We start from the raw sequence: 20109 nt of genomic DNA on the forward strand, positions 1-20109 counted from the left end.
CGACCTACGGTCGATACGGTGGGGTAGACATAGAATCTCCTACAGAGGGAGTGGCGGGTCAGGTTTTCGGGGCGAGGGCACTGGTGATCTGGCCGATGCTATTCTCCAACTCCGCCAGCGGGTCGGCGCTGTCGGTTTGCAGCACCAGCAACTGGCTGCCGGCGGCGCTGATGGCGGCCTTGATCGCGTCGGACGGCTGGCGGTGATGCAGGACGATGGCCACGTCGTTGTCCTTGAGCCGGGTTTGCAGTTGCTGCAGGGCTTCGGGCGTCCACTCGTTGTCGGCGCGGGCGTCGATCTCCAGCAGCTCCAGGTTGAGCCCGCTGACCAGATAACCGAAGTGATCGCTGAGGCTGAGCACACTGAGGTTGTCGGCATTGGCCAGTTGCCCCTCGCTATCGGCGCTGAGCTTGAGCAGGCGTTGCTTGAGGCTGGCCAGGTTGGCGTCGATCTTCGGCTTGGTGGCGGGGGCCAGGCGCACCAGGTCGGCGGCCAGCACATCGGCCATGCGTCCCAGGTTATTGCTCGACAGCCACGGCTGGCTGTTCAGGCCGTCGCTCTTGCCGGGCTGCAGGGCGACCCCGGGCAGGGCGCCGTCCACCGGGCGCGCGGCATCGACTTCGACGATGCGGATGTTGCTGCGCCGCGCATTGGGGTACAGCGGGTCGTCCGGCCAGATCGAGCGCAGGCCGATCACCGCGTCGGCGTCGAGGGCCAGCTTATGCAGCGCCGGGGCGCCGCGGCCGGTGAAGTAGGCAGTCTGGCGTGAGCCCGGCAGGTTGTCGGGGGCGGCGCGTTCGAGTCGCACATCGGTGCCTTGCAGCAGCCACTGGGCGAGGCCGAAGGTGATCGGTAGCGAGGCCAGCACGGTGAGCGGCTTGGGTGAGCTGGCGCTGTGCAGCGCCGTGGTGCCCAGGCTCTGGTTGGCGGTGACGCGCATCGGTTCGAAACGGTCCGGCTGGGCCAGGGCCGGCGCGCTGCTCAGCCCGCCGAGGGCCAGGGCCAAAGTCAGGGGGCGTGTCAGGTGACGTAATGAACTGTGCATTTATCCGATATTCCCTTTGAGGCTGGGGACAATGCCGCGGGCAACGGCGGCCAGGGCGAAGGCGACACCGGCCACCAGGATGATCGCGGCGCCGGAGGGGACGGGCAGGTCGAAGAGGATCGGCAGCAGGATGCCGCACAGGGTGCTGACCGTGGCGATCAGCACCGAGATCCAGAAAAAGCCCTTGAGCGACTGGCTCAGCAGGCGCGCGGCCGCCGCCGGGATCACCAGCAGGGCGCCGACCAGGATCGCGCCTATGACTTTCACCGCGGCCACGGTGATCAGGGTCACCAGGATCACGAACAGGTAGTCCAGGGTTTTCACCGCGACACCGCGCACCGCCGCCAGTTGCGGGTTGAAGCTGGCCAGCATGATGCGGTTGTACAGCGGCAGGCTCAGGCCCATCACCAGGGCGCCGACGATCAGCAGCACCAGCAGGTCGTTGCCGTTGACCGTGAGCACCGAACCGAACAGCACGTTTTCCAGGATGTGCACGTTGATCTTGCCGGCGAGGATCAGCAGCAGGCTGGCGCCCAGGGCCAGGGACACCGACAGGAACACCCCGATCAGGGTGTCCGGCGCCAGGCCGGTGCGGTTGCGCAGGTAGTTGAGCAGGATGCCGAACAGCAGGCAGTAGCCGAACAGGCTGCCGTACGGGCCGGTGTAGGGTTCGCCGAGCAGGATGCCGATGGCCACGCCGGTCAGCGCCGCGTGGCCCACCGCTTCGGAGAAGAACGCGAAGCGCTTGACCACTACCAAAGTGCCGAGGCCGCCCAGCACCGGGCCGATCAGCAAGCCGGCGAGCAGGGCGTTGACCACAAACCCATAGGCCAGGGCTTCTGGCAGGTAACCGGAGGAGGCCCAGCCCTGGATCATCAGACGAAAGGCTTCGTAACTCATCAGGCAACACTCCCGCTGACGATATCCGCGCTGCGCGGGTGGGTGGAAAACAGCGTTAGCAGGCGTTCCGGGGTCAGTGCCTGCTGCGGGTGGGCGTCGAACAGCACGCGGCGATGCAGGCCGGTGACCCGGTCCGCCAGGCGGCCGACCGCTTCCAGGTCGTGCTCGATCCACAGCAGGGTGATCCCGGCCTGGCGCCAGTCGCCGAGCAGGCGCTCGAAGACCTGGATGCCGGCTTCGTCGAGGGCCGACATCGGTTCGTCCAGCACCAGCAGTTGCGGCGCCGGGATCAGCCCCTGGGCCAGCAGCACCCGCTGGCGTTCACCGCCGGACAGGGCGCCCATGCGCCGCTTGCGTTTGTCCTGCATGCCGACCCGTTCCAGGGCTTCGCCTATGGCCGTGGCGTAATGCCGGCTGAGGCCGAGGAAAGCCGGGCGGCGCTGGCACATGGCGGCCATGAAGTCGTCGACGGTCATTGGCAGGCCGCGGTCGAATTCCAGGGCCTGCGGCACATAGCCGATCACCCCCGGCTCGCCCGGCCATTGCAGGCGCAACTGGCCCTGGTGGGGCATCTGCCCGAGCAGGGTCTTGATCAGCGAGCTCTTGCCGCCGCCGTTGGGGCCGACCAGCGCATGCACGGTGCCGGGCTGCACCTTGAAGCTGACGTTGTCGAGGATGGTGGTGCGGCCCAGGGTCAGGCCGACCTGGTCGAATTCGATGGACGGGCCGCGGGCCAGGCTGTGCAGGGCGGTCATGCGCCGGCCTCCTGGATCGCCCGGACCACGGTGTCGAGGTTGCCGGCCATTTCCTTCTCGTATTTCTCGGCGCTGTAGTCGCCGTAGGAAATGTGCGACAGCGGGTACAGCTTGACCCCGGACTCGCGCTGGATGGTGTCGACGTAGGTGGAGGGGAAGTCCATCTCGGAGAAAATCACCTTGACGTCCAGTTCACGCAACTGGTCGATGGTCTTTTTCAACTGGCTCGGGCTGGGCTCGATGCCATGGGCCGGCTCGACCACGGCGGTGACTTCCAGGCCGAACTCGCGCAGCAGGTAGTCGTAGGCGGCGTGCACCGTGGCCACCCGCAGGTCGGCGTTGGGCGCCTTGGTCAGCTTGGCCAGGGCGTCGGCGCGCATCTGCCGCAGGCGTTTGCCGTAGGCGCGGGCGTTCTGGGTATAGGTCTTGGCGTTGGCCGGGTCCATCTTGCCCAGCTCGCGGGCGATGTTGTTGACCTGGGCGATGGAGGCGCTGATGGACAGGAAGGTGTGCGGGTTGACCACTTTGCCGGCACCGCGCGCGGCGATGCCGGTGGCGGCCAGCAGCGGCACGTTCTGATTGGCCTCGATCACCGGAATGTCCGGGCGTTCGCTGGCCTCGATCATGCGGTCGGCGAAGTCGTCGTGGCCGACGCCATTGAGCACGATCACGTCCAGGGTGCCGATGCGCTTGATGTCTTCGGCGCGCGGTTCATAGGCGTGGGGGTTGAAGCCGGCGGGAATCAGCGGCACGACCTCGGCCTTGTCGCCGACGATGTTGGCCACGTAGCTGTAGTAGGGGTGCAGGGTGATGCCGATACGCAGGCGCTTGGCCTGGTCGGCCGTGGCGAGAGGGCTGAGCAACAGGGCGAACAGGCTGACCAGCAGCACCCGCAGGAGCGGGCGGCGTTGAGATGAAATAGGCATGGGCTAGCGGTCTTCTCTCGGTGAATGCGTGGGTTCAGTGGCGATGCTGGCGGGTCACTCCGGCATCGAATTGCGCGACCACCTGCTGCCAGCCGGCACTGGCCAGGGCGGCGTCGCTGAGGTCGTCGGGGGCGGCGAGGGACGGGCCGCGGTTGAGCCAGATGTCCGGGGCGGCGGCCGGGTCGGCGGCGATGCGCATCAGGAAGGAGCCGGCCACTTGATTGTTCTGGCTGAGGCCGACATAGGCCTGTTGCCGCAACTGCCAGGCATGCCCGCCACGGCTCACCGAGCTGGCGTCCTGGGCAAAGGGCGCGAAACCTTCCTCGGCCAGTTGTTCGGGCGTCGGCAGGGCCTGGGCTTCTTCGCGCAGCAGGCGGATTTCGTCGAGGGTCACCCGCAGGTCGGCGTACAGGCCCTGTTCGCCGGCGGTGAGGTCGCGGCGGGCGTCCAGTTGATGGCTATCGATGCTGGCTACTTCGCTGGTTTCGCCGCGCCAGAGCACCACGGTGCCGGCCACGCTGAGGATCAACAGGCACAGCAGCAGGACGTAGAAGGTTTCATGGCCGGCGCCGGCCGGGCGCACGACTTGGGGGGGGGAGGTGTTCATGGGGCCTCGATGTCGGCTTGGTCGATCTCGACCACGTGGCCGGGGCCGGCGTCGAACAGCACGTAGAACTCGGCGTCGGGTTTCTTGAAGGTCAGGGTGGAGTCGGCGCCCAGTTTGCCGGGCACCAGGATGGTTTCGTCGTAGCCGATCACGTCCAGGGTCACCCCCGGGGCGCCGCTGCCATCGGAGAAGCCGCCGGTGCAGCGGATCTGCTCGCCGTCGATCTGCTTGCACTCGCACATCGGGTTGTGGGCCAGGGCGCCGCCGCTGAACAGGGCGCTGGCCAGCAGGAGTGCGCCGGCACCGAGCGGGCGCAGGCGGGGGGTGGGTACAGCAATCATGGTTTGCCTCCTTGTTGGTTCAGCCAGGCGAGAGTGGCCGGGGATGCCTGGCCCAGGGGGATGGCCGCCTGGTGCAGGCTGCCGTCCCAGCCTTCCATGGTTATCCACAGCTCGGCGTCGGCCTTGGTCTTTTCCGGAACGGGCAGGCTGGCCCCCATGCGGTACGGGGTGCCGAAGAAGATCACCCCGGCGGCGCGCAGGCTGCGGGGTTTGCCGATGCGCAGGTAGGTGGCCTTGACCTGGTCGACGCAGGCGTCGCACAGGGCGGCATTGAAGCCCTTCATATAGCCGGCAGGCCCCTGAAGTTGCGGCGCTTGGTTGCGCAGTTCGGCCAGGCGCAGGCTCCAGGGCCCGACCTGCACCTCGCCCACCTCGCGTTCGCCCAGGCCGCTGTCGCCACGGGCCAGCGCCGCGTCGGCGAAGTACTTGGGCATGAAGCCGAGGGGGATCAGCAACAGCAGGATGTTCAGGTGGAAACGCCATTTCAGCCAGAACTGGCGCAGGGGCGAAACCGGCATTGGGTTGTCTGTCTTGCTCACAGGTTGCCCTCCGGCGTGTCGCTGTGCAGGGCCACAACCGGGCGCTGGGCGAGGGCGGGACGTGGTGTCTTGGTGCTGCGCTTGAGGGCCGCGGCGGTGGCCAGGGCGGTGCGTTTGGTCCAGATCAGCAGGCCGCTGAGCACCATCATGCTCAGCAGCAGGCCGAAGAAGCACCAGATCAGCTTGATCCAGATGCCGCCGAAATCACCGGTGTGCAGCGGACGCATGGATTCGGTGACGAACTCCAGGGCCGAGCGATGGGACAGCAGGTGCATGGTATCGACCGAGCCGCTGTAAGGATTGAGGTTGGCGGTCTGGTACATCAGCGGGTACCAGCCGCGGCCGCCAATGAACAGGTGGCTGTAGGCATTGCTCGGCAGCATGACGAAGCTGACCTCGAAGCCCGGGATCTGCTGGGTGGTGATGCGGATGGCTTCATCGACGCCGATCATCGGCGCCGGGCTGCCGTCGGCGGAGGTCGGCACGCTTTCGCGGGCGATCACCGGAACTATGGGTTCGCTGGAAAGGGTGATCTGGTTGTCGCCAAGAATCGCCTGGATCAGGAACCAGGTGCCGGTGATGGAGATCACCGCGATGAACCAGATCGACCAGAGGCCGCTCAGGCGATGGAAGTCGCCCCAGAAAATCCGCGCGCCGTGGCGCAGGCGCAGGGTCGGCTTGAGGAAACCCTTCCAGAACTTCTTGTAGACCACCAGGCCGGTGACCAGCGAGGCCAGCATCGGCAGGCCGAGCAGCGATACCAGGTACCAGCCCCAGCTGTAGCCGTTGGTGAAAGGCACCAGCCACCAGCCGTGCAGGGCACGGGTGAAGGCCTGGAAGTTGAATTGCGGGCTGACGCCCTGGATGACGCCGGTGTACGGGTTGACATAGACCTCGACGGAACGGCCATCGGGGTAGTTGACGCCCACGGTCAGGGCGAAATGCGCTTCGTCAGGGGTGCTGATGCTTTCGACCAGGGTCTGCGGTTCGGCCTGCTTGATGGCCTTGACGATCTGGTCGTAGCTCAGCGGTTGGGCGTCGCCTGTGGGTTTGCTGGCGCGGATGTCGGGGTTGGCCAGCCAGACGATTTCCTGGCTGACCACGGCCAGGGTGCCGGTGACGCAAACGATCAGCACAAAGAACCAGATGGGCAGGGCCAGCCAGCTGTGAACGAGAAACCAGATTTTCGAGCGGGACTTCTTCGACATTGAGCACGCGTCTTGATTCGAGGAGTGGAGCCGCGGGCGTCTGCTGAGCCCGGAGAGAAACCCGCGGCGTAGCCTTCGCCAACGCGACCTGCTGCATCTAATTAAGACGAATGAGAATCGTAAATCCCGAAAGACGATATGAAAGTAAATGTTTCCGCGCGACCAATGGCAGGGGGACGGTCCGGGGGAGGCTATCGCGGGCAAGTCGGATCGCCGCCCGCTCGCTCCTACAGAAGCACGCGCGTCTGTAGGCGCGAGGCTTGCCCGCGATCAACGGTTTTCAGGCACAGCGCTTATCCCTGCTGTTTAAACATCTCCACGGCCCGCTGCTTGATCTGCTCTTCGCTCAGGTCTTCCTTGCGGGTGGCGAGAAACCACAGGTGGCCGAACGGGTCTTTGAGGGTGCCGCTGCGGTCGCCGTAGAACTGGTCCTTGACCTCGGACACCACCTGGCCACCAGCGGCGATGGCCTGGGCGAACTGTTTGTCGACATCGTTGACGTACAGGTGCAGGCCGACAGAGGGTGATTGGTCGGGATTGCTCAGTGGCCCTTGATCGCAGGGCGTTCCCAGCATGATCGGGCAGTCGCCGATGCGCAGCTCGGCATGGCCGACGCTGCCGTCGGGCATGTCCAGGCGCATGACCTGGATGGCGCCGAAGGCATTCTTGTAGAACTCGATAGCCTCGGCAGCCTGCGTAATCCCCAGGTAGGGCGTGATGCTGGGGTAACCCTCGGGGATGGGTTTGACGCTCATCTCGGTTCTCCTTTCTTGTCATGGGTTTGTCGAAGTGAACCTGGCCGGTTTTCCGGTCGGTTCACTATAGGCCCGGGCAGTCCACTGCCTGGCTTGAGCTGACGAGGTGTCCGCCTGGCAACAGTGATCCGGCGATCAGGAGAAGAGGTGCCGCCGCTGCCACAGGCTGCGGTCGGGCTGGGGAAACCGCTGTGCCGCCCGCTCAGTCGGTTTCCAGCAATCGCGCGCCCGGGCCGCGTTCGCCCAGCTGGTCGCCCTGGTTGCGCAGCGGGCAGTCTTGCATCGACAGGCAGCCGCAGCCGATGCAGCCGTTGAGGCGGTCGCGCAGCAGGGTCAGTTGCTTGATCCGCTCATCCAGCTCCTGGCTCCACTGCTCGGACAGCCGCCTCCAGTCGGCGGCCGTCGGCGCGCGGTGGTCCGGCAGGCTGCGCAGGGCCTGGCCGATCTCGGCCAGGGGAATGCCCAGGCGCTGCGCCACCTTGATCAGCGCCACCCGGCGCAGCACTTCCCGCGGATAACGGCGCTGGTTGCCGGCGTTGCGGTTGCTCTTGATCAGCCCCTTGGTTTCATAGAAGTGCAGGGCGGTGACCGCTACGCCACTGCGGGCGGCCACTTGGCCGACGGTGAGTTCCTTGTGCACGGTTTCGGGGCTGGGCATGCAGCGCTCCTGCGGGTGGGGAATGAGCAAAAGTCGCTTGACCTTTACTTAACTGGAGGTTTTACCCTGCGGGCCTTCGAATCACAAGATTCCGTTTATCCGTCAGTGGGGACTTGCCATGCACGCGTTTGCGCAAAACCGCAGCTTTACGCAATTGATCGAATTCGAAACCGAACCCCATCAACAATCTGGCCTGGTGTCGGCGCTGTCCGAGCAGACCGAACGCCTGGCCCAGGGCTACCCGGGTTTCCTGAGTGGCAGCGTGCAGGCCAGCGAGGACGGCCGGCGGGTGCTCAACTACCTGCAATGGCAAACCCGGGAAGCCGGCGAGGCGGCCTTCCAGAGTTTCGAGAAGGGCGAACAGGACTTCTGGCAACTGCTGCGTGCCTATCAGGCCAAGACCGTGACCTTCGGCTCGTTCCAGGTGGTGCGCAGCATCGAGCGCAGCCCGGACAACGCGTTGCATTGCCGCCTGGCCAGCTAGATCGACAGTTGCAGGGTGCGCTCGTGCTGGCCGGGTTTTTCCGGCGGACGGCGCTTGTTCACCGCCAGTTCGCCGATCTTGATCAGCCGGGTGCGGGTGACGTTGCGGCTCAGGCCCAGCAGGTTGGCGGTGTGCACCTGGTTGTAGTGGCTGAAGCGGTAGGCCGCGCGCAGCAGCGCGTCCTCGACCTTTTCATGCAGGGCGCCGGCCTGCTCTTCGAAGAGTTTGTGAAAGGCCCGCTCCAGCAGGGCTTCGGCTGAGTCGTCGTGGCTGTGGTGGCTGTCGTCCTGGCGCTCGATGCGCATGTTCGACAGGCGCAGGTCGTCGCGCTCGATCACGCCGTCGCGGCAGATCAGCAGGGTGTGGTGGATGACGTTTTCCAGTTCGCGGATATTGCCCGGCCAGCTGTAGCTGCGCAGCTTGTGCTCGGCCTCGCTGCTGATGGTCACGGCGCCGTAGCCCAGGCGCTGGCTGTAGGCCTCGATAAAGTGCCGGGTCAGCGGCAGGATGTCGCCGGGGCGCTCGCGCAGCGGGCTCAGTTCCAGGCTGACCACGTCGAGGCGGTAGTACAGGTCCTCGCGAAAATGCCCGGCGTTGATGGCTTTCTCCAGTTGCACGTTGGTTGCCGCCAGCACCCGCACATCGATGGGAATGCTTTTGCGCGAACCCAGGCGCACCACTTCGCGCTCCTGCAGCACCCGCAGCAGCTTCACCTGGATCGCCATCGGCAGGTCGCCGATTTCGTCGAGGAACAGGGTCCCGCCATTGGCCTCTTCGAACCAGCCGGCCTTGGCGCTCAGGGCCCCGGTGAAGGCGCCTTTTTCATGGCCGAACAGCTCTGCCTCCACCAGCGACTCGGAGAACGCGCCGCAGTTCACTGCCACGAAGGGCCGGTTGCGCCGGGCGCTGAGGTTGTGGATATGGCGCGCCACCAGCTCCTTGCCGGTACCGGTTTCGCCGATGATCAGCACGCTGGCCTCGCTCGGCGCGACCTGCTGCAGGTGCGCCAGCAAGGCCTGGGATTTCGGGTCTTCGAACACCTGGGCGGTGGCCCGGATCGAGGTAGCCAGGGCCGGCGAGGGCGGTAAGGTCAAAAGCTGCATGGACAAGCTCCGGGAACAGAAGGCTAGGAATAGAAAGTCGGGGTCGGCAAGGACTGGTTCAGGGCCCAGTCACCCAACTCATGGAGTTTGTAATCCACCGGGTCGTGCAGGGTTTGCGTGCGCAGGTTGCGCCAATGCCGGTCCAGGCGCAGGGAGGCGTGGGTGGAGCGGGCGCCGGTGACCTCGAACAGGCGGCTGCACAGCTCCAGGCCCTGGCGCGTGGTGGCGACCTTGGCGGTGGCGATGGCCGTGGCCAGGTGGCCGCGTTCTTCGGCGCTCAGGTTCGGCCCCTTGGCCCAGGCCTTGTCCAGCAGCTCCGCGGCGCGCTCCACCAACAGGCGCATGCCTTCCAGGGCCACCCAGAAATCCCCGTAGTGGCCCAGCACATAAGGGTCCTGATAAGCCTCCTGCGCGCTGGACTTATGCCAGGGCCGGGTTTCGGTGAGGGTGTACTGGCGAGCTTCTTCAAAAGCCCCTTCGGCAATGCCGAGGAACATGTGGGTGAAGGTCAGCTGAGCGATCAGTGGGCGCAGACAGGCGAAGGGCGTGCTCAAGGGGCCCGGGTCCAGCAGCAGTTCCGATTCCTCGACCCGCACCCGCTCGAAGCTGGCGCTGCCGCTATCGGTCTGGCGCTGGCCCATGTTGTTCCAGTCGTTGTGCAGGGTGATGCCGCTGCGGCCGCTGGGGATGGCGGCGATCAGCAGCTTGCCGCCGTTGCTTTCGTCGACTGCCGAGGCGATGAGCATTTCCGAATCGCTGGCGCCGGAGCAGAAGCTTTTCTTGCCGGAAAACTCGCGCCAGCCGCCGAGGTTCTTCACCACGGTACGGGTGTCCAGCGGGTTGAGGGCATTGCCCCAGAACCAGTTCTTGCGCGCGGTCTGTTCGAACCAGGGTTGCCATTGTTCCGGCCGGGCGAACAGGCGCACGGTGGCCAGCATCAGGTGATGGAAACCGAAGACGTGGGCGATGGAGCTGTCGACCTTGGCGAACTCGCGGACGATGTTCAGGGTCTCGCTCCAGCTGGCGCCGAGGCCGCCGTACTGGGTGGGAATGCTCAGGGCCAGCAGGCCGCTCTGGCGCAGGGCGTCGCGCTGGGCTTTCGGGGTACCGCCGCGTTCGTCGCGTTCGACAGCGGTCAGGGCAAACTCGGCCGCCAGCTGGCGGGCGGTCTGCAAGGGGGACAACAAGGCGCTTTGCGGCTTGGCAGTCACGCGGTGTTCCTCGTTTGGGGCCGGTTATTGGGCCGTGAAATCGGTGGGGCTGTGAGGCGAGCGCGGGGCGCTCGATCGCGAGCAAGCTCGCTCCTACAGGGTGCAGGTGGTTTCTGTAGGCGCGAGGCTGGCCCGCGATAGCGTTCTATCAGGCGATCAACACCCTCAAGCCCCAGCCGTTTTTTTGCTCGGCAACACGTCATTGGCGATCATTTCGCCAAACGGCCCGGTGAGGTTGGTCACGCCACGTCCGGCCAGGCTGGCGTAGGGTTCCGGCAGCAGCGGGAACACCAGCTCGGCAAAGCGGTAGGCTTCTTCCAGGTGCGGGTAGCCGGAGAAAATGAAGCTCTCGATCCCCAGGTCCGCGTATTCCTTGATCCGCGCCGCCACCTGCTCAGGGTTGCCCACCAGCGCGGTGCCGGCGCCGCCACGTACCAGGCCGACGCCGGCCCAGAGGTTGGGGGCAATTTCCAGGTTGTCGCGCCGCCCGTCGTGCAAGGCGGCCATGCGCCGCTGGCCCTCGGAGTCGAAGCGCGAGAAGGATTGCTGCGCGGCGGCGATGGTGTCGTCGCTGATGTGTTCGATCAGCTTGTCCGCGGCCTTCCAGGCCTCTTCCGCGGTTTCGCGCACGATCACATGCAGGCGGATACCGAACTTCACCGTGCGGCCATGGCGGGCGGCCCGTTCGCGTACGTCGGCGAGTTTCTCGGCGACCGCGGCCGGTGGTTCGCCCCAGGTCAGGTACACGTCCACCTGTTCGGCGGCGAGGTCATGGGCGGCGTCCGAGGACCCGCCGAAATACAGCGGCGGGTAAGGTTTTTGCACCGGCGGGTACAGGGCCTTGGCGTTCTGCACATGCAGATGCTTGCCTTCGAAGTCCACGGCTTCGCCTTGCAGCACCCGGCGCCAGATCCTCAGGAATTCGTCGGTGACCTCATAGCGCTCGCTGTGGCTGAGGAAGCTGCCGTCGCCGCGGTTCTCGTCAGGGTCGCCGCCGGTCACCACGTTGATCAGCAGGCGCCCGTTGGACAGCCGGTCGAGGGTGGCGGCCATGCGCGCCGAGACGGTCGGCGAGATGATCCCCGGGCGGATCGCCACCAGGTAGCGCAGGCGTTCGGTCAGGGGCACCAGCGCCGAGGCGATCACCCAGGAGTCTTCGCACGAACGCCCGGTGGGGATCAGTACGCCGTGATAGCCCAGGCTATCCGCGGCCTGGGCCACTTGCTTGAGGTAGTTGAGGGTGACCGGACGCGCGCCCTGGGTGGTGCCCAGGTAATGGCCGTCGCCGTGAGTCGGAAGAAACCAGAAAACATCCATGACAGGTCCTTAAGCGATTTTCAGCAGATTTTTCGGATGCACGCCGAACAGCGGCGCGGCACGTTCTGCCGCAAGGCGAATGCGGGCCTTCAAGGGCTCGCTGGTGATCTGGTAGTTGGCGAAGTCGGCCTCGGTGGCATAGACCCCGATGGGCAGGGTCAGGGCCTGGAAGAAACTGAACAGCGGCCGCAGTTGGTGATCGAGCACCAGGGCGTGACGTTCGCTGCCACCGGTGGCGGCCAGCAGCACCGGGGTGTCGATCAGCGCGTTGAGGTCGATCAGGTCGAACAGGTGCTTGAGCAGGCCCGGGTAGGAACCGCGGTACACGGGCGCCGCGACGATCAGTAGGTCGGCGCTTTCGATGGCTTGCAACTGCGCTTCCACTTCCGCCGCCAGCTCCTGGCGGGACAGGGCCGCGCCCAGGGGGCGGGCGATGTCGCCCAGTTCGATGAGCGTACTCTCGATCGGCAATTGCCCCGCCAGTTCGGCGAGCAGCGCCTGGGTCAGCACCAGGGTGCGCGAGGGGCGCCAGGTTCCACCGGACAGGGCAACGACTTTTAATGGACGCGACATGATCAGTTCCTTTGTTGAACAGGGCTCAACGAGCAGTGAGTAGTCCCAGGGCTTGAGCAAGAGCTGTACCAGCGACACAAAGCCTTGAGTGGCGGGGCTTGTGGCGCTGTTGCAGGAGCAGGCTGTTGTTGGGAAAACACTGTTTTGTTGATTGGCTGTTGCCTGGCGAACAGTTGCTCAGGCAACAGCAGGCGGCGCGATGGGCCTGTTATAAGGCTTACTGATATTCCTAAAAAATACTTTATTTCCATATTTATAGGTCTTTTAGGTATATGTGAGGCTGTGATGGGCGGCGATAGGGGGAATCGATAGCCACTATCGAGCGTGATGATTTCTGTCCCGGTAAGGGCGACGGTAGCCTGTGTCCATTGCCTCGCAGCCCAGATCCAGGAGCTTTGCCATGAACCGTTCGCTTGTCTTTTCCTTGCTTGTCGCCACTGCGGTGCTGGCCGGTTGTGCCAGCCAGCCTGGCCCGGAGTCGCGTCCCTATACCGCCGAGGAAACCCGCGAACTGGCGCTGGAAGCACTGAACCGGCGCGGACTGTCCTTTGACGAATACCAACAGAAGAAGGCCGAGCTGCTTGCCCCGCAACGGACCTTCGGTTTCGACCGGCAGGGCGAAATGAACGCCGAGCACAGCGTGACCCTGCATGGCCGGGCCAGCTGATTTGTCGATCTGCCACGGCCTTGCCTGCGCAGGCTGACGGACTGCCGGTGAGCATCGGCAAAACCCTGTGATGATTTTCCCCGCCTTGCGCCTTGTTCTTCGGCCCCCTGGCCGAACCTCGCTTAACCCGGCTCCCGGAGCCTGTTAAGCTGCCCCTCGGGAGCGTTCCTACGCACTTTTAAATGAAGTTGTCCTTCTTTAACTGCATCCGATCGGGTATTGCTGACGGTCTGCCGTTTTTGCGTTGCCGAAAGGGCGCGTATCAGCGTTCGGCACCGAGCGAACCTTGATCCTGGAACAGGCTCTGCGGGTATTTTTGCGATGAATAAACGTCCTCTCTATTTCGACTACGCCGCCACCACGCCGGTGGACGAGCGAGTCATTCAGGTGATGGTGGAATGTCTGGGGTTCAACGGTAACTTCGGCAATCCGGCGTCCAGCTCCCACGCCTTCGGCCAACAGGCCCGGCGCAGCGTCGAGCTGGCGCGCCAGCAGGTCGCCCAACTGGTGGGCGCGGCGCCCGAGCAGATCGTCTGGACCTCCGGCGCCACCGAATCCAACAACCTGGCGCTCAAGGGCGTGGCCCAGGCCCGGGGTATCTCCGGCGGGCACATCATTACCAGCCAGATCGAACACAAGGCCATTCTCGACACCGCCAGCCAGTTGCAGGCTGCCGGCGTGGCCGTGACTTACCTAGTGCCGGACAGCGACGGGCTGATCACGCCCGAGGCGGTCAGCGAGGCCCTGCGCGACGACACCTTCCTGGTGTCGCTGATGCTGGTCAATAACGAACTGGGTACGCTCAACGACATCCCGGGCATTGGCCGTGTGGTCCGCGAGCGCGGGGCGCTGCTGCATGTCGACGCGGCCCAGGGCGCGGGCAAGGTGGCGATTGACCTGGCGCAGTGGCCGGTGGACCTGATGTCCTTTTCCGCCCACAAGATTTACGGCCCCAAGGGCATCGGCGCGCTCTACGTCGGCCCGCGCGCGCAGCAGCGCTTGCAGGCGCAGATCCACGGCGGCGGCCATGAAGGCGGCTTGCGCTCCGGGACGCTCGCGACCCATCAGATTGTCGCCATGGGCGCCGCCTTTGCCCTGGCCGCCGAACATTTTGACGAAGAAGCGGCGACCATCGCCCGTCTGCGCGAGCGTCTGCTCGAACAATTGGCCGACGTGTCGGGGCTGCGCCTGAACGGCAGCCCGGCCCAGCGCATTCCCCATACCTTGAGCCTCACCTTCGGTGAAGGGGAGTTCAACCCGGCGGCCCTGAGTGCCTCCATCGCGTTTTCCGCGACCTCGGCCTGCAACTCGGCGAGCAATGCGCCGTCCCATGTGTTGCTGGCGTTGGGGCTCGACGCCCGGGCGGCGGGGCGGACCATCCGCCTGAGCCTGGGGCGTTTCACCACCGAGCAGGACATCGATCAGGCCGTCCAGCTGATCAAGGCTTCATCCGCCAGTGCACCGGCGTTCTGGGCAGTTGCCCAACCCTGAGGGTCGATGCCCTCGGTACCCAATAACAATGATTGACCTGGTAGCAGGAGACACAATGAGTACGCAGCCCTTGACCAATGGAGTGGTCCCCCAGCGCCTGGCGCGCACCCGCGAGCTGATGAACCGCGAGGGCATTCATGCCCTGCTGGTGCCGTCGGCCGACCCGCACCTGTCGGAGTACCTGCCCGGTTACTGGCAAGGCCGGCAGTGGCTGTCGGGTTTTCACGGTTCGGTCGGCACCTTGATCGTGACGGCGGATTTCGCCGGGGTCTGGGCCGATAGCCGTTATTGGGAACAGGCGACCAAGGAACTCAAGGGCAGCGGCATCGAGTTGGTCAAACTGTTGCCGGGCCAGCCCGGCCCGTTGGACTGGCTGGCCGAACAGACCCCGGAAGGGGGCGTGGTCGCGGTCGACGGCGCGGTGATGGCGCTGGCTTCGGCGCGTACCCTGGGCAACAAGCTGCAGGAGCGCGGTGCTCGCCTGCGCACCGATATCGATCTGCTGAACGAAGTCTGGAGCGACCGCCCGAGCCTGCCGGACCAGCCGATCTACCAGCATTTGCCGCCCCAGGCCACGGTCGGCCGGGTCGAGAAGCTCGGCAAGCTGCGCGAAACCCTGAAAGAGCGAGGCGCGGACTGGCATTTCATCGCCACCCTCGACGACATCGCCTGGCTGTTCAACCTGCGCGGCGGCGACGTCTCGTTCAACCCGGTATTCGTCTCCTTCGCCCTGATCAGCCAACAGCAGGCGACGCTGTTCGTGGCGCTGAGCAAAGTCGATGACGCCTTGCGTGCCGTGCTGGAACAGGACGGCATCACCCTGCGTGACTACAGCGAAGTGGCCGCGGCCCTGAGTGTGATTTCCGACGGCGCCAGCCTGCTGGTGGATCCGGCGCGGGTTACCGTCGGTTTGCTGGATAACCTTGGGAACGGTGTGAAGCTGCTGGAAGGTCTGAATCCGACGACCTTGGCCAAGTCCCGCAAAAGCCTGGCCGACGCCGAGCATATCCGCCAGGCCATGGAGCAGGACGGTGCGGCGCTTTGCGAATTCTTCGCCTGGCTGGAGTCGGCCTGGGGCCGTGAACGCATTACCGAGCTGACCATCGACGAGCACCTGACCGCGGCGCGCACCCGTCGCCCCGGTTATGTGTCCCTGAGCTTCAACACCATCGCCGCGTTCAACGCCAATGGCGCGATGCCGCATTACCACGCCACCGAAGAAGAGCACGCGGTGATCGAAGGCGATGGCCTGCTGCTGATCGATTCCGGCGGCCAATACCTGGGCGGCACCACGGACATCACCCGCATGGTCCCGGTCGGTACCCCGAGTGCCGAACAGAAGAGCGATTGCACGCGGGTGCTCAAGGGCGTGATCGCCTTGTCCCGGGCGCAATTCCCGCGGGGCATCCTGTCGCCGTTGCTGGACGCCATCGCCCGCGCGCCGATCTGGGCCGAAGGCGTGGATTACGGGCACGGCACCGGTCATGGCGTGGGGTATTTCCTCAATGTCCACGAAGGCCCGCAAGTGATCGCCTATCAGGCGGCGCCAGCACCGCAAACCGCGATGCAGCCAGGGATGATCACCTCGATCGAGCCGGGTACTTATCGTCCGGGCCGTTGGGGCGTACGCATCGAAAACCTGGCGATGAACCGTGAGGCAGGCACTAGCGAATTCGGCGAGTTCCTCAAGTTTGAAACCCTGACCTTGTGCCCGATTGACAGCCGCTGCCTGGAACCTTCACTGCTGACCCAGGACGAGCGTGAGTGGCTCAACGCCTACCACGCTGAAGTGCGTCGGCGCCTGAGTCCGCTGCTGCAGGGCGCGGCGCTGGAATGGCTGAATACCCGTACCGCAACCCTCTGAACGTGAATCGCGCTGCCGGCTTCGGGCCGGCAGCGCGAATTGCGTTGTTTGTCTTACCGAAGCTTTGACTTAGCTCAGGGCTTCGAGGACAAAGTCCAGGCGATCCTGGCCGAAGAACAACTGGTTATCGACGAACATGCTCGGCGCGCCAAACACGCCGCGCTGCAAGGCTTGTTCGGTCTTGTCCTTGAGGGCGTTCTTGACCTCTTCATCGCTGGTCAGGGCCAGCACCTCTTGCGGATCGAATCCCCCCTCACTGAGTACTGCCGCAACGGTGGCCTGATCGTTCAGGTTGCGCTTCTCGACCCAGAGTGCGCGGAACAGGCAGTCGATAAAGGCAACAAAACGCTGTGGATGTCGCAGTTGCATGCCTGTCACCGCGCGCATCAGCAGCAGGGTGTTGATCGGGAAGTGCGGGTTGAATGCCAGTGGCACCTCATAACGTTTGGCATAACGCGCCAGGTCCTGAAGCATGTAGCGTCCTTTGGCGGGGATGCTGATCGGCGAGGCATTGCCCGTGACCTTGAACACGCCACCGAGCAACATGGGTTGATAAATCAGCTGGCTGCCTGTCTGGGCACAGATCTTCGGCAATTGGGTGTAGGCCAGGTAAGAGGTCGGGCTACCCAGGTCGAAAAAGAACTCGACGGTTTTGCTCATCGGTAATGCTCCTTTTTGTTGTTATGGCGCAGGGTTTACCAGCGTTCGTTCCAGGGCCGCAGATCCAGTTCGAAGGTCCAGGCATCCCGGGGCTGGCTGTGCAGATACCAGTAGTTGTCGGCGATGTGTTCGGGGTTGAGGATGCCGTCCTCATCCTTGAGCGCATACTTTTCCGGGAAACTGTTGCGGATGAAGTCCGTGTCGATGGCGCCATCGACCACCACATGAGCAACGTGGATATTCAACGGCCCCAGCTCCCGGGCCATGCTTTGCGCCAGTGCGCGAATGCCATGCTTGGCTCCGGCAAAGGCGGCAAACCCCGCAGCGCCGCGCAAGCCCGCGGTGGCGCCAGTGAACAGGATGGTCCCGCGTTGGCGAGTGACCATGCGCTTGGCCACTTCCCGCGCATTGAGGAAACCTGAGAAGCAGGCCATCTCCCAGATCTTGAAGTACTTGCGCGCTGTTTCTTCAAGGATGCTGCAGGGCACGTTGGCACCGATATTGAACACCAGGGCTTCGATCGGACCGATCTCGCGTTCGATCTGTTCGATCAAGGCAATCACTTCTTCCTCTTTTCGAGCGTCGCAGGCGAACCCATGGGCTTCGCGTCCCGATTGCTGGATGGCCTCCACCAGGGGCTGCAACTTGTCCGCGCTGCGTCGGGTGACGCAGGCGACAAAACCTTCCCGGGCAAAACGCTTGGCAATTGCACCGCCTGTGGCATCGCCGGCTCCGACGACCAAAACGACTTTCTTGTTTTCTGTGGCTGTAGTCATGGTGGGATCGCTCTATTGGTAAACGGTCGTTAACTAAACGAACGTTATGCTACGATCCGCCGAGCGTCAAGGCGAAGAGAGGAGAGGGGCGTCATGCGTTATTCAGCCAGTCACAAGCAGGAAACCCGGGAGCGGCTGCTGCAGAGCAGCGCGGTGTCAGCGAAAAAGGAAGGGTTTTCGACTGTGGGGGTCGATGGCCTGATGAAAGCGATCGGGCTGAGTGGTGGGGCCTTCTACAGCCACTTTTCATCCAAGGATGAGCTGTTCGGTTCTATTGTCGAACGTGAGCTGAGCCAGAGCCTTGAGCGTCTGGGGGGCGATGGTGAGCAAAACCGGATGCGGCTTGAGCGCTGTCTCAAGCACTACTTGAGCATGGCGCATGTCGAGAGCCCTGAAACGGGCTGCGCCTTGCCAACCTTGGGCGCGGAAATCTCACGGGCGGACGAGGGGGTTCGACAGCAGGCGCAAGACTGGATTTGCCGTTTGCAGCAGAGTTGGGCGCGCACCCTGGGCAGCGACAGCCTGGCCTGGTCGATTCTGTCGCAATGTGTGGGGGCGTTGGTGGTGGCGCGAATGCTGGTCAGTCCGGACATTCAGCGCCAGGTCCTGAAGTCGAGCCATGACGAAATTGTTCGTCAATTGCCAACGCAGGATGTGCTGTAGGCAGGTGCTGCCTACTTGCAGATGACGATCATGCTGCGACTGGTATAGCCGGCGGGATTCAGGCCGAAGGGATAGTCGCCCGGATCCTCCACTGTATCTCCGGACTTGGCGATCACTTTGTAGCCTTTGGGGCCGCAGGAGGTAGCAGCGCTGGCGTAGCATTTGTCCCAGGAGGAGGACAGGCCGGAGCAGTTGATATGCAGGCCCTTCTTTCCGCGCTTGACCTCGGTTTTCGAAGTTGCGGCGCAACCTGCGATGGCCAGTACGGCTAACAGAATCAAAAAACGTTTCATTCCTGTCCCTATTGCTGATCCCGGATCTGTTGTCCGGGTTCGACTGCGTTAGCTGTCACTTTGGCGTCTGTGCGGTCCTTGCCTGAAAAATCCATGACTGGCGCTGAGTTACAGCGCCTAAACATGGCCTAATTGAGCGGCAAATACCAGAGCTATGTACAACCAGGAATCAATCCGCCGCTACCAGAGGTTTCGATTCGCTGCGCATGGTCAGGGTCGCACCCACTGACGCCAGGATGATGCAGGCGATAGCCAGCCACTGCGCGAGCGACAGGAATTCGTGGAGGAACAGCAGCCCGGACAAGGCACCAAAAGCAGGCTCGATACTCATCAGCGTGCCGAAGGTTCTCGCCGGCATTCGGGTCAGGGCAACCATCTCCAGGCTGTAGGGAAGGGCGGTGGAGAGAATGGCCACGCCGATGGCGATGGGGATCAGGCTGGGCGTCAGCAAGGCAGCCCCGGCATGCACGATGCCGATAGGCGCAACGAACAAGGCAGCAATCATCACGCCCAGCGCTGCAGTCTGGATGCCATTGTCGGCCCCGGCCTTTTGCCCGAACAGAATATAGAGCGCCCAGCACACCCCGGCTCCCAAGGCATAACCCGCGCCGATCAGGTCGATACCTGCGCTCGTATCGCTGGTTGGAATCAACAGCAGCAGACCGATAATCGCCAGGGCGATCCAGAGAAAGTCGATGGCTTTTCGCGAAGCATAAATGGCCACGGCCAGAGGGCCGGTGAATTCCAGGGCCACGGCGATTCCCAGAGGAACGCTGCGTAGCGACATATAGAAGAGAAAGTTCATTCCACCCAGCGCCATGCCATAGACGATGACGGTGCGCAGGGACTTGGCGGTGAGCTTCGCGCGCCATGGGCGCAATAGCAGCAGCATGATGATGCTGGCGAAAATCAGACGCAATGTAGTGGTGCCTTGTGCGCCCACGATCGGGAACATGCTTTTGGCCAGTGAGGCGCCGGACTGGATGGACGCCATGGCAATAAGCAGCAGTCCCACCGGGAACAGGGTCGAGGCTAGGCTGCGGGGCTGGTCATTCATGGCAAGGCATCATCCGGGTCAAGGGGGGAGGTTTGGTGCGCCGACATGATGCTCAACTAGAAACGCTTGAGCAATATATTGCTCATGATGTTTCTGCTCTTCTTATATAGAGAAGGATTCATCTGTTTTTTCAGGTTATTGATAGAAAAGACAAATTAGGGGTTGACGGCAGATTCTGGAAGTCTATAATTCGCCCCACTTCCGGCGCAGTCGAAA

23 protein-coding genes are annotated in these 20109 nt (G+C 64.0%); 5 read left to right on the forward strand and 18 right to left on the reverse strand.

Annotated elements, in window-relative coordinates; translation table 11 throughout:
* Positions 1 to 58: 58 nt before the first annotated feature.
* From J4E58_RS30950 to soxR, 10 genes are all read right to left on the reverse strand, one after another.
* On the reverse strand, positions 59 to 1045 hold the full coding sequence (locus tag J4E58_RS30950) for a metal ABC transporter solute-binding protein, Zn/Mn family (RefSeq protein WP_087092969.1): 987 nt from the start codon (positions 1043 to 1045) through the stop codon (positions 59 to 61).
* Positions 1046 to 1945 carry a metal ABC transporter permease gene (locus J4E58_RS30955; RefSeq protein WP_085531635.1) on the reverse strand — a complete coding sequence of 300 codons (900 nt, stop codon included), beginning with the start codon at positions 1943 to 1945 and terminating at the stop codon, positions 1046 to 1048.
* Positions 1945 to 2700 carry a metal ABC transporter ATP-binding protein gene (locus J4E58_RS30960; RefSeq protein ID WP_087092966.1) on the reverse strand — a complete coding sequence of 252 codons (756 nt, stop codon included), beginning with the start codon at positions 2698 to 2700 and terminating at the stop codon, positions 1945 to 1947. Before J4E58_RS30960 ends, J4E58_RS30955 begins: the two co-directional genes overlap by 1 nt.
* Entirely contained in the window at positions 2697 to 3626 is a 930-nt protein-coding gene (locus J4E58_RS30965; protein ID WP_007930423.1) for a metal ABC transporter substrate-binding protein, read from the reverse strand. Before J4E58_RS30965 ends, J4E58_RS30960 begins: the two co-directional genes overlap by 4 nt.
* A gap of 34 nt (positions 3627 to 3660) precedes the next feature.
* Entirely contained in the window at positions 3661 to 4233 is a 573-nt protein-coding gene (locus J4E58_RS30970) for a DUF6162 family protein (protein WP_087092964.1), read from the reverse strand.
* Positions 4230 to 4574 (reverse strand): hypothetical protein, encoded by a 345-nt coding sequence (locus J4E58_RS30975; protein WP_053262112.1) that lies wholly within the window; start codon positions 4572 to 4574, stop codon positions 4230 to 4232. Before J4E58_RS30975 ends, J4E58_RS30970 begins: the two co-directional genes overlap by 4 nt.
* Positions 4571 to 5092, reverse strand: coding sequence for a thiamine pyrophosphate-binding protein (locus J4E58_RS30980; RefSeq protein ID WP_087092962.1), 522 nt, complete (start codon positions 5090 to 5092; stop codon positions 4571 to 4573). The genes J4E58_RS30975 and J4E58_RS30980 overlap by 4 nt, the downstream gene beginning before the upstream one ends.
* A gap of 17 nt (positions 5093 to 5109) precedes the next feature.
* On the reverse strand, positions 5110 to 6321 hold the full coding sequence (locus J4E58_RS30985; RefSeq protein WP_087092960.1) for a PepSY domain-containing protein: 1212 nt from the start codon (positions 6319 to 6321) through the stop codon (positions 5110 to 5112).
* Between the two features lie 293 nt (positions 6322 to 6614).
* Positions 6615 to 7076 (reverse strand): VOC family protein, encoded by a 462-nt coding sequence (locus tag J4E58_RS30990; RefSeq protein WP_053262109.1) that lies wholly within the window; start codon positions 7074 to 7076, stop codon positions 6615 to 6617.
* Positions 7077 to 7278: 202 nt separating this feature from the next.
* The gene (soxR, locus tag J4E58_RS30995; RefSeq protein ID WP_007930416.1) at positions 7279 to 7734 is read right to left on the reverse strand and encodes a redox-sensitive transcriptional activator SoxR; all 456 of its coding nucleotides are present in this window, start codon (positions 7732 to 7734) and stop codon (positions 7279 to 7281) included.
* A 118-nt stretch (positions 7735 to 7852) separates the two neighbouring features.
* On the opposite strand from soxR, the gene J4E58_RS31000 reads away from it, so the two are divergent.
* A complete protein-coding gene (locus J4E58_RS31000; protein WP_007930415.1) occupies positions 7853 to 8218 on the forward strand; it encodes an antibiotic biosynthesis monooxygenase in 366 nt (121 codons plus the stop codon).
* Here J4E58_RS31000 and J4E58_RS31005 read toward each other — a convergent pair.
* From J4E58_RS31005 to msuE, 4 genes are all read right to left on the reverse strand, one after another.
* Positions 8215 to 9321: a sigma-54-dependent Fis family transcriptional regulator gene (locus tag J4E58_RS31005; protein WP_053262107.1), complete on the reverse strand. Its 1107-nt coding sequence runs from the start codon at positions 9319 to 9321 to the stop codon at positions 8215 to 8217. The genes J4E58_RS31000 and J4E58_RS31005 overlap by 4 nt on opposite strands.
* Before the next feature lie 23 nt (positions 9322 to 9344).
* Positions 9345 to 10532 (reverse strand): acyl-CoA dehydrogenase family protein, encoded by a 1188-nt coding sequence (locus tag J4E58_RS31010; RefSeq protein ID WP_007930413.1) that lies wholly within the window; start codon positions 10530 to 10532, stop codon positions 9345 to 9347.
* Positions 10533 to 10697: 165 nt separating this feature from the next.
* Positions 10698 to 11849 carry an FMNH2-dependent alkanesulfonate monooxygenase gene (gene ssuD / locus J4E58_RS31015; protein WP_087092958.1) on the reverse strand — a complete coding sequence of 384 codons (1152 nt, stop codon included), beginning with the start codon at positions 11847 to 11849 and terminating at the stop codon, positions 10698 to 10700.
* 9 nt (positions 11850 to 11858) lie between these two features.
* On the reverse strand, positions 11859 to 12422 hold the full coding sequence (gene msuE / locus J4E58_RS31020; RefSeq protein ID WP_007930411.1) for an FMN reductase: 564 nt from the start codon (positions 12420 to 12422) through the stop codon (positions 11859 to 11861).
* 400 nt (positions 12423 to 12822) lie between these two features.
* Between msuE and J4E58_RS31025 the strand changes: the two genes are divergently transcribed.
* From J4E58_RS31025 to J4E58_RS31035, 3 genes are all read left to right on the forward strand, one after another.
* Positions 12823 to 13089, forward strand: coding sequence for a hypothetical protein (locus tag J4E58_RS31025; RefSeq protein ID WP_009044883.1), 267 nt, complete (start codon positions 12823 to 12825; stop codon positions 13087 to 13089).
* Between the two features lie 321 nt (positions 13090 to 13410).
* Entirely contained in the window at positions 13411 to 14580 is a 1170-nt protein-coding gene (locus tag J4E58_RS31030) for a cysteine desulfurase family protein (protein WP_087092956.1), read from the forward strand.
* A 55-nt stretch (positions 14581 to 14635) separates the two neighbouring features.
* Entirely contained in the window at positions 14636 to 16444 is a 1809-nt protein-coding gene (locus J4E58_RS31035; protein ID WP_087092954.1) for an aminopeptidase P family protein, read from the forward strand.
* Between the two features lie 69 nt (positions 16445 to 16513).
* On the opposite strand, the gene J4E58_RS31040 is transcribed toward J4E58_RS31035, so the two are convergent.
* A complete protein-coding gene (locus tag J4E58_RS31040) occupies positions 16514 to 17104 on the reverse strand; it encodes a 2-hydroxychromene-2-carboxylate isomerase (RefSeq protein ID WP_053262103.1) in 591 nt (196 codons plus the stop codon).
* A 35-nt stretch (positions 17105 to 17139) separates the two neighbouring features.
* Positions 17140 to 17880: an SDR family oxidoreductase gene (locus J4E58_RS31045; protein ID WP_087092952.1), complete on the reverse strand. Its 741-nt coding sequence runs from the start codon at positions 17878 to 17880 to the stop codon at positions 17140 to 17142.
* 93 nt (positions 17881 to 17973) lie between these two features.
* On the opposite strand from J4E58_RS31045, the gene J4E58_RS31050 reads away from it, so the two are divergent.
* The gene (locus tag J4E58_RS31050; RefSeq protein WP_087092950.1) at positions 17974 to 18543 is read left to right on the forward strand and encodes a TetR/AcrR family transcriptional regulator; all 570 of its coding nucleotides are present in this window, start codon (positions 17974 to 17976) and stop codon (positions 18541 to 18543) included.
* A gap of 11 nt (positions 18544 to 18554) precedes the next feature.
* Here the strand turns inward: J4E58_RS31050 and J4E58_RS31055 are convergent, their stop codons facing one another.
* Together J4E58_RS31055 and rhtA are read right to left on the reverse strand one after the other, a co-directional pair.
* Complete coding sequence (locus tag J4E58_RS31055; protein ID WP_009050041.1) at positions 18555 to 18836, reverse strand: hypothetical protein; 282 nt, start codon at positions 18834 to 18836, stop codon at positions 18555 to 18557.
* 169 nt (positions 18837 to 19005) lie between these two features.
* A complete protein-coding gene (gene rhtA / locus J4E58_RS31060) occupies positions 19006 to 19893 on the reverse strand; it encodes a threonine/homoserine exporter RhtA (RefSeq protein ID WP_007930397.1) in 888 nt (295 codons plus the stop codon).
* Between the last annotated feature and the right edge of the window lie 216 nt (positions 19894 to 20109).

The sequence above is a fragment of the Pseudomonas sp. FW305-25 genome, assembly GCF_017351415.1.
In the GTDB taxonomy this organism is placed as follows: Bacteria; Pseudomonadota; Gammaproteobacteria; order Pseudomonadales; family Pseudomonadaceae; genus Aquipseudomonas; species Aquipseudomonas chlororaphis.

Bases quoted from the DNA above. Each gene is read 5' to 3' on its own strand.
- J4E58_RS30950 (WP_087092969.1), bottom strand. From the start codon at position 1,045: ATGCACAGTTCATTACGTCACCTGACACGCCCCCTGACTTTGGCCCTG.
- J4E58_RS30955 (WP_085531635.1), bottom strand. From the start codon at position 1,945: ATGAGTTACGAAGCCTTTCGTCTGATGATCCAGGGCTGGGCCTCCTCC.
- J4E58_RS30960 (WP_087092966.1), bottom strand. From the start codon at position 2,700: ATGACCGCCCTGCACAGCCTGGCCCGCGGCCCGTCCATCGAATTCGAC.
- J4E58_RS30965 (WP_007930423.1), bottom strand. From the start codon at position 3,626: ATGCCTATTTCATCTCAACGCCGCCCGCTCCTGCGGGTGCTGCTGGTC.
- J4E58_RS30970 (WP_087092964.1), bottom strand. From the start codon at position 4,233: ATGAACACCTCCCCCCCCCAAGTCGTGCGCCCGGCCGGCGCCGGCCAT.
- J4E58_RS30975 (WP_053262112.1), bottom strand. From the start codon at position 4,574: ATGATTGCTGTACCCACCCCCCGCCTGCGCCCGCTCGGTGCCGGCGCA.
- J4E58_RS30980 (WP_087092962.1), bottom strand. From the start codon at position 5,092: ATGCCGGTTTCGCCCCTGCGCCAGTTCTGGCTGAAATGGCGTTTCCAC.
- J4E58_RS30985 (WP_087092960.1), bottom strand. From the start codon at position 6,321: ATGTCGAAGAAGTCCCGCTCGAAAATCTGGTTTCTCGTTCACAGCTGG.
- J4E58_RS30990 (WP_053262109.1), bottom strand. From the start codon at position 7,076: ATGAGCGTCAAACCCATCCCCGAGGGTTACCCCAGCATCACGCCCTAC.
- soxR (WP_007930416.1), bottom strand. From the start codon at position 7,734: ATGCCCAGCCCCGAAACCGTGCACAAGGAACTCACCGTCGGCCAAGTG.
- J4E58_RS31000 (WP_007930415.1), top strand. From the start codon at position 7,853: ATGCACGCGTTTGCGCAAAACCGCAGCTTTACGCAATTGATCGAATTC.
- J4E58_RS31005 (WP_053262107.1), bottom strand. From the start codon at position 9,321: ATGCAGCTTTTGACCTTACCGCCCTCGCCGGCCCTGGCTACCTCGATC.
- ssuD (WP_087092958.1), bottom strand. From the start codon at position 11,849: ATGGATGTTTTCTGGTTTCTTCCGACTCACGGCGACGGCCATTACCTG.
- msuE (WP_007930411.1), bottom strand. From the start codon at position 12,422: ATGTCGCGTCCATTAAAAGTCGTTGCCCTGTCCGGTGGAACCTGGCGC.
- J4E58_RS31025 (WP_009044883.1), top strand. From the start codon at position 12,823: ATGAACCGTTCGCTTGTCTTTTCCTTGCTTGTCGCCACTGCGGTGCTG.
- J4E58_RS31030 (WP_087092956.1), top strand. From the start codon at position 13,411: ATGAATAAACGTCCTCTCTATTTCGACTACGCCGCCACCACGCCGGTG.
- J4E58_RS31035 (WP_087092954.1), top strand. From the start codon at position 14,636: ATGAGTACGCAGCCCTTGACCAATGGAGTGGTCCCCCAGCGCCTGGCG.
- J4E58_RS31040 (WP_053262103.1), bottom strand. From the start codon at position 17,104: ATGAGCAAAACCGTCGAGTTCTTTTTCGACCTGGGTAGCCCGACCTCT.
- J4E58_RS31045 (WP_087092952.1), bottom strand. From the start codon at position 17,880: ATGACTACAGCCACAGAAAACAAGAAAGTCGTTTTGGTCGTCGGAGCC.
- J4E58_RS31050 (WP_087092950.1), top strand. From the start codon at position 17,974: ATGCGTTATTCAGCCAGTCACAAGCAGGAAACCCGGGAGCGGCTGCTG.
- J4E58_RS31055 (WP_009050041.1), bottom strand. From the start codon at position 18,836: ATGAAACGTTTTTTGATTCTGTTAGCCGTACTGGCCATCGCAGGTTGC.
- rhtA (WP_007930397.1), bottom strand. From the start codon at position 19,893: ATGAATGACCAGCCCCGCAGCCTAGCCTCGACCCTGTTCCCGGTGGGA.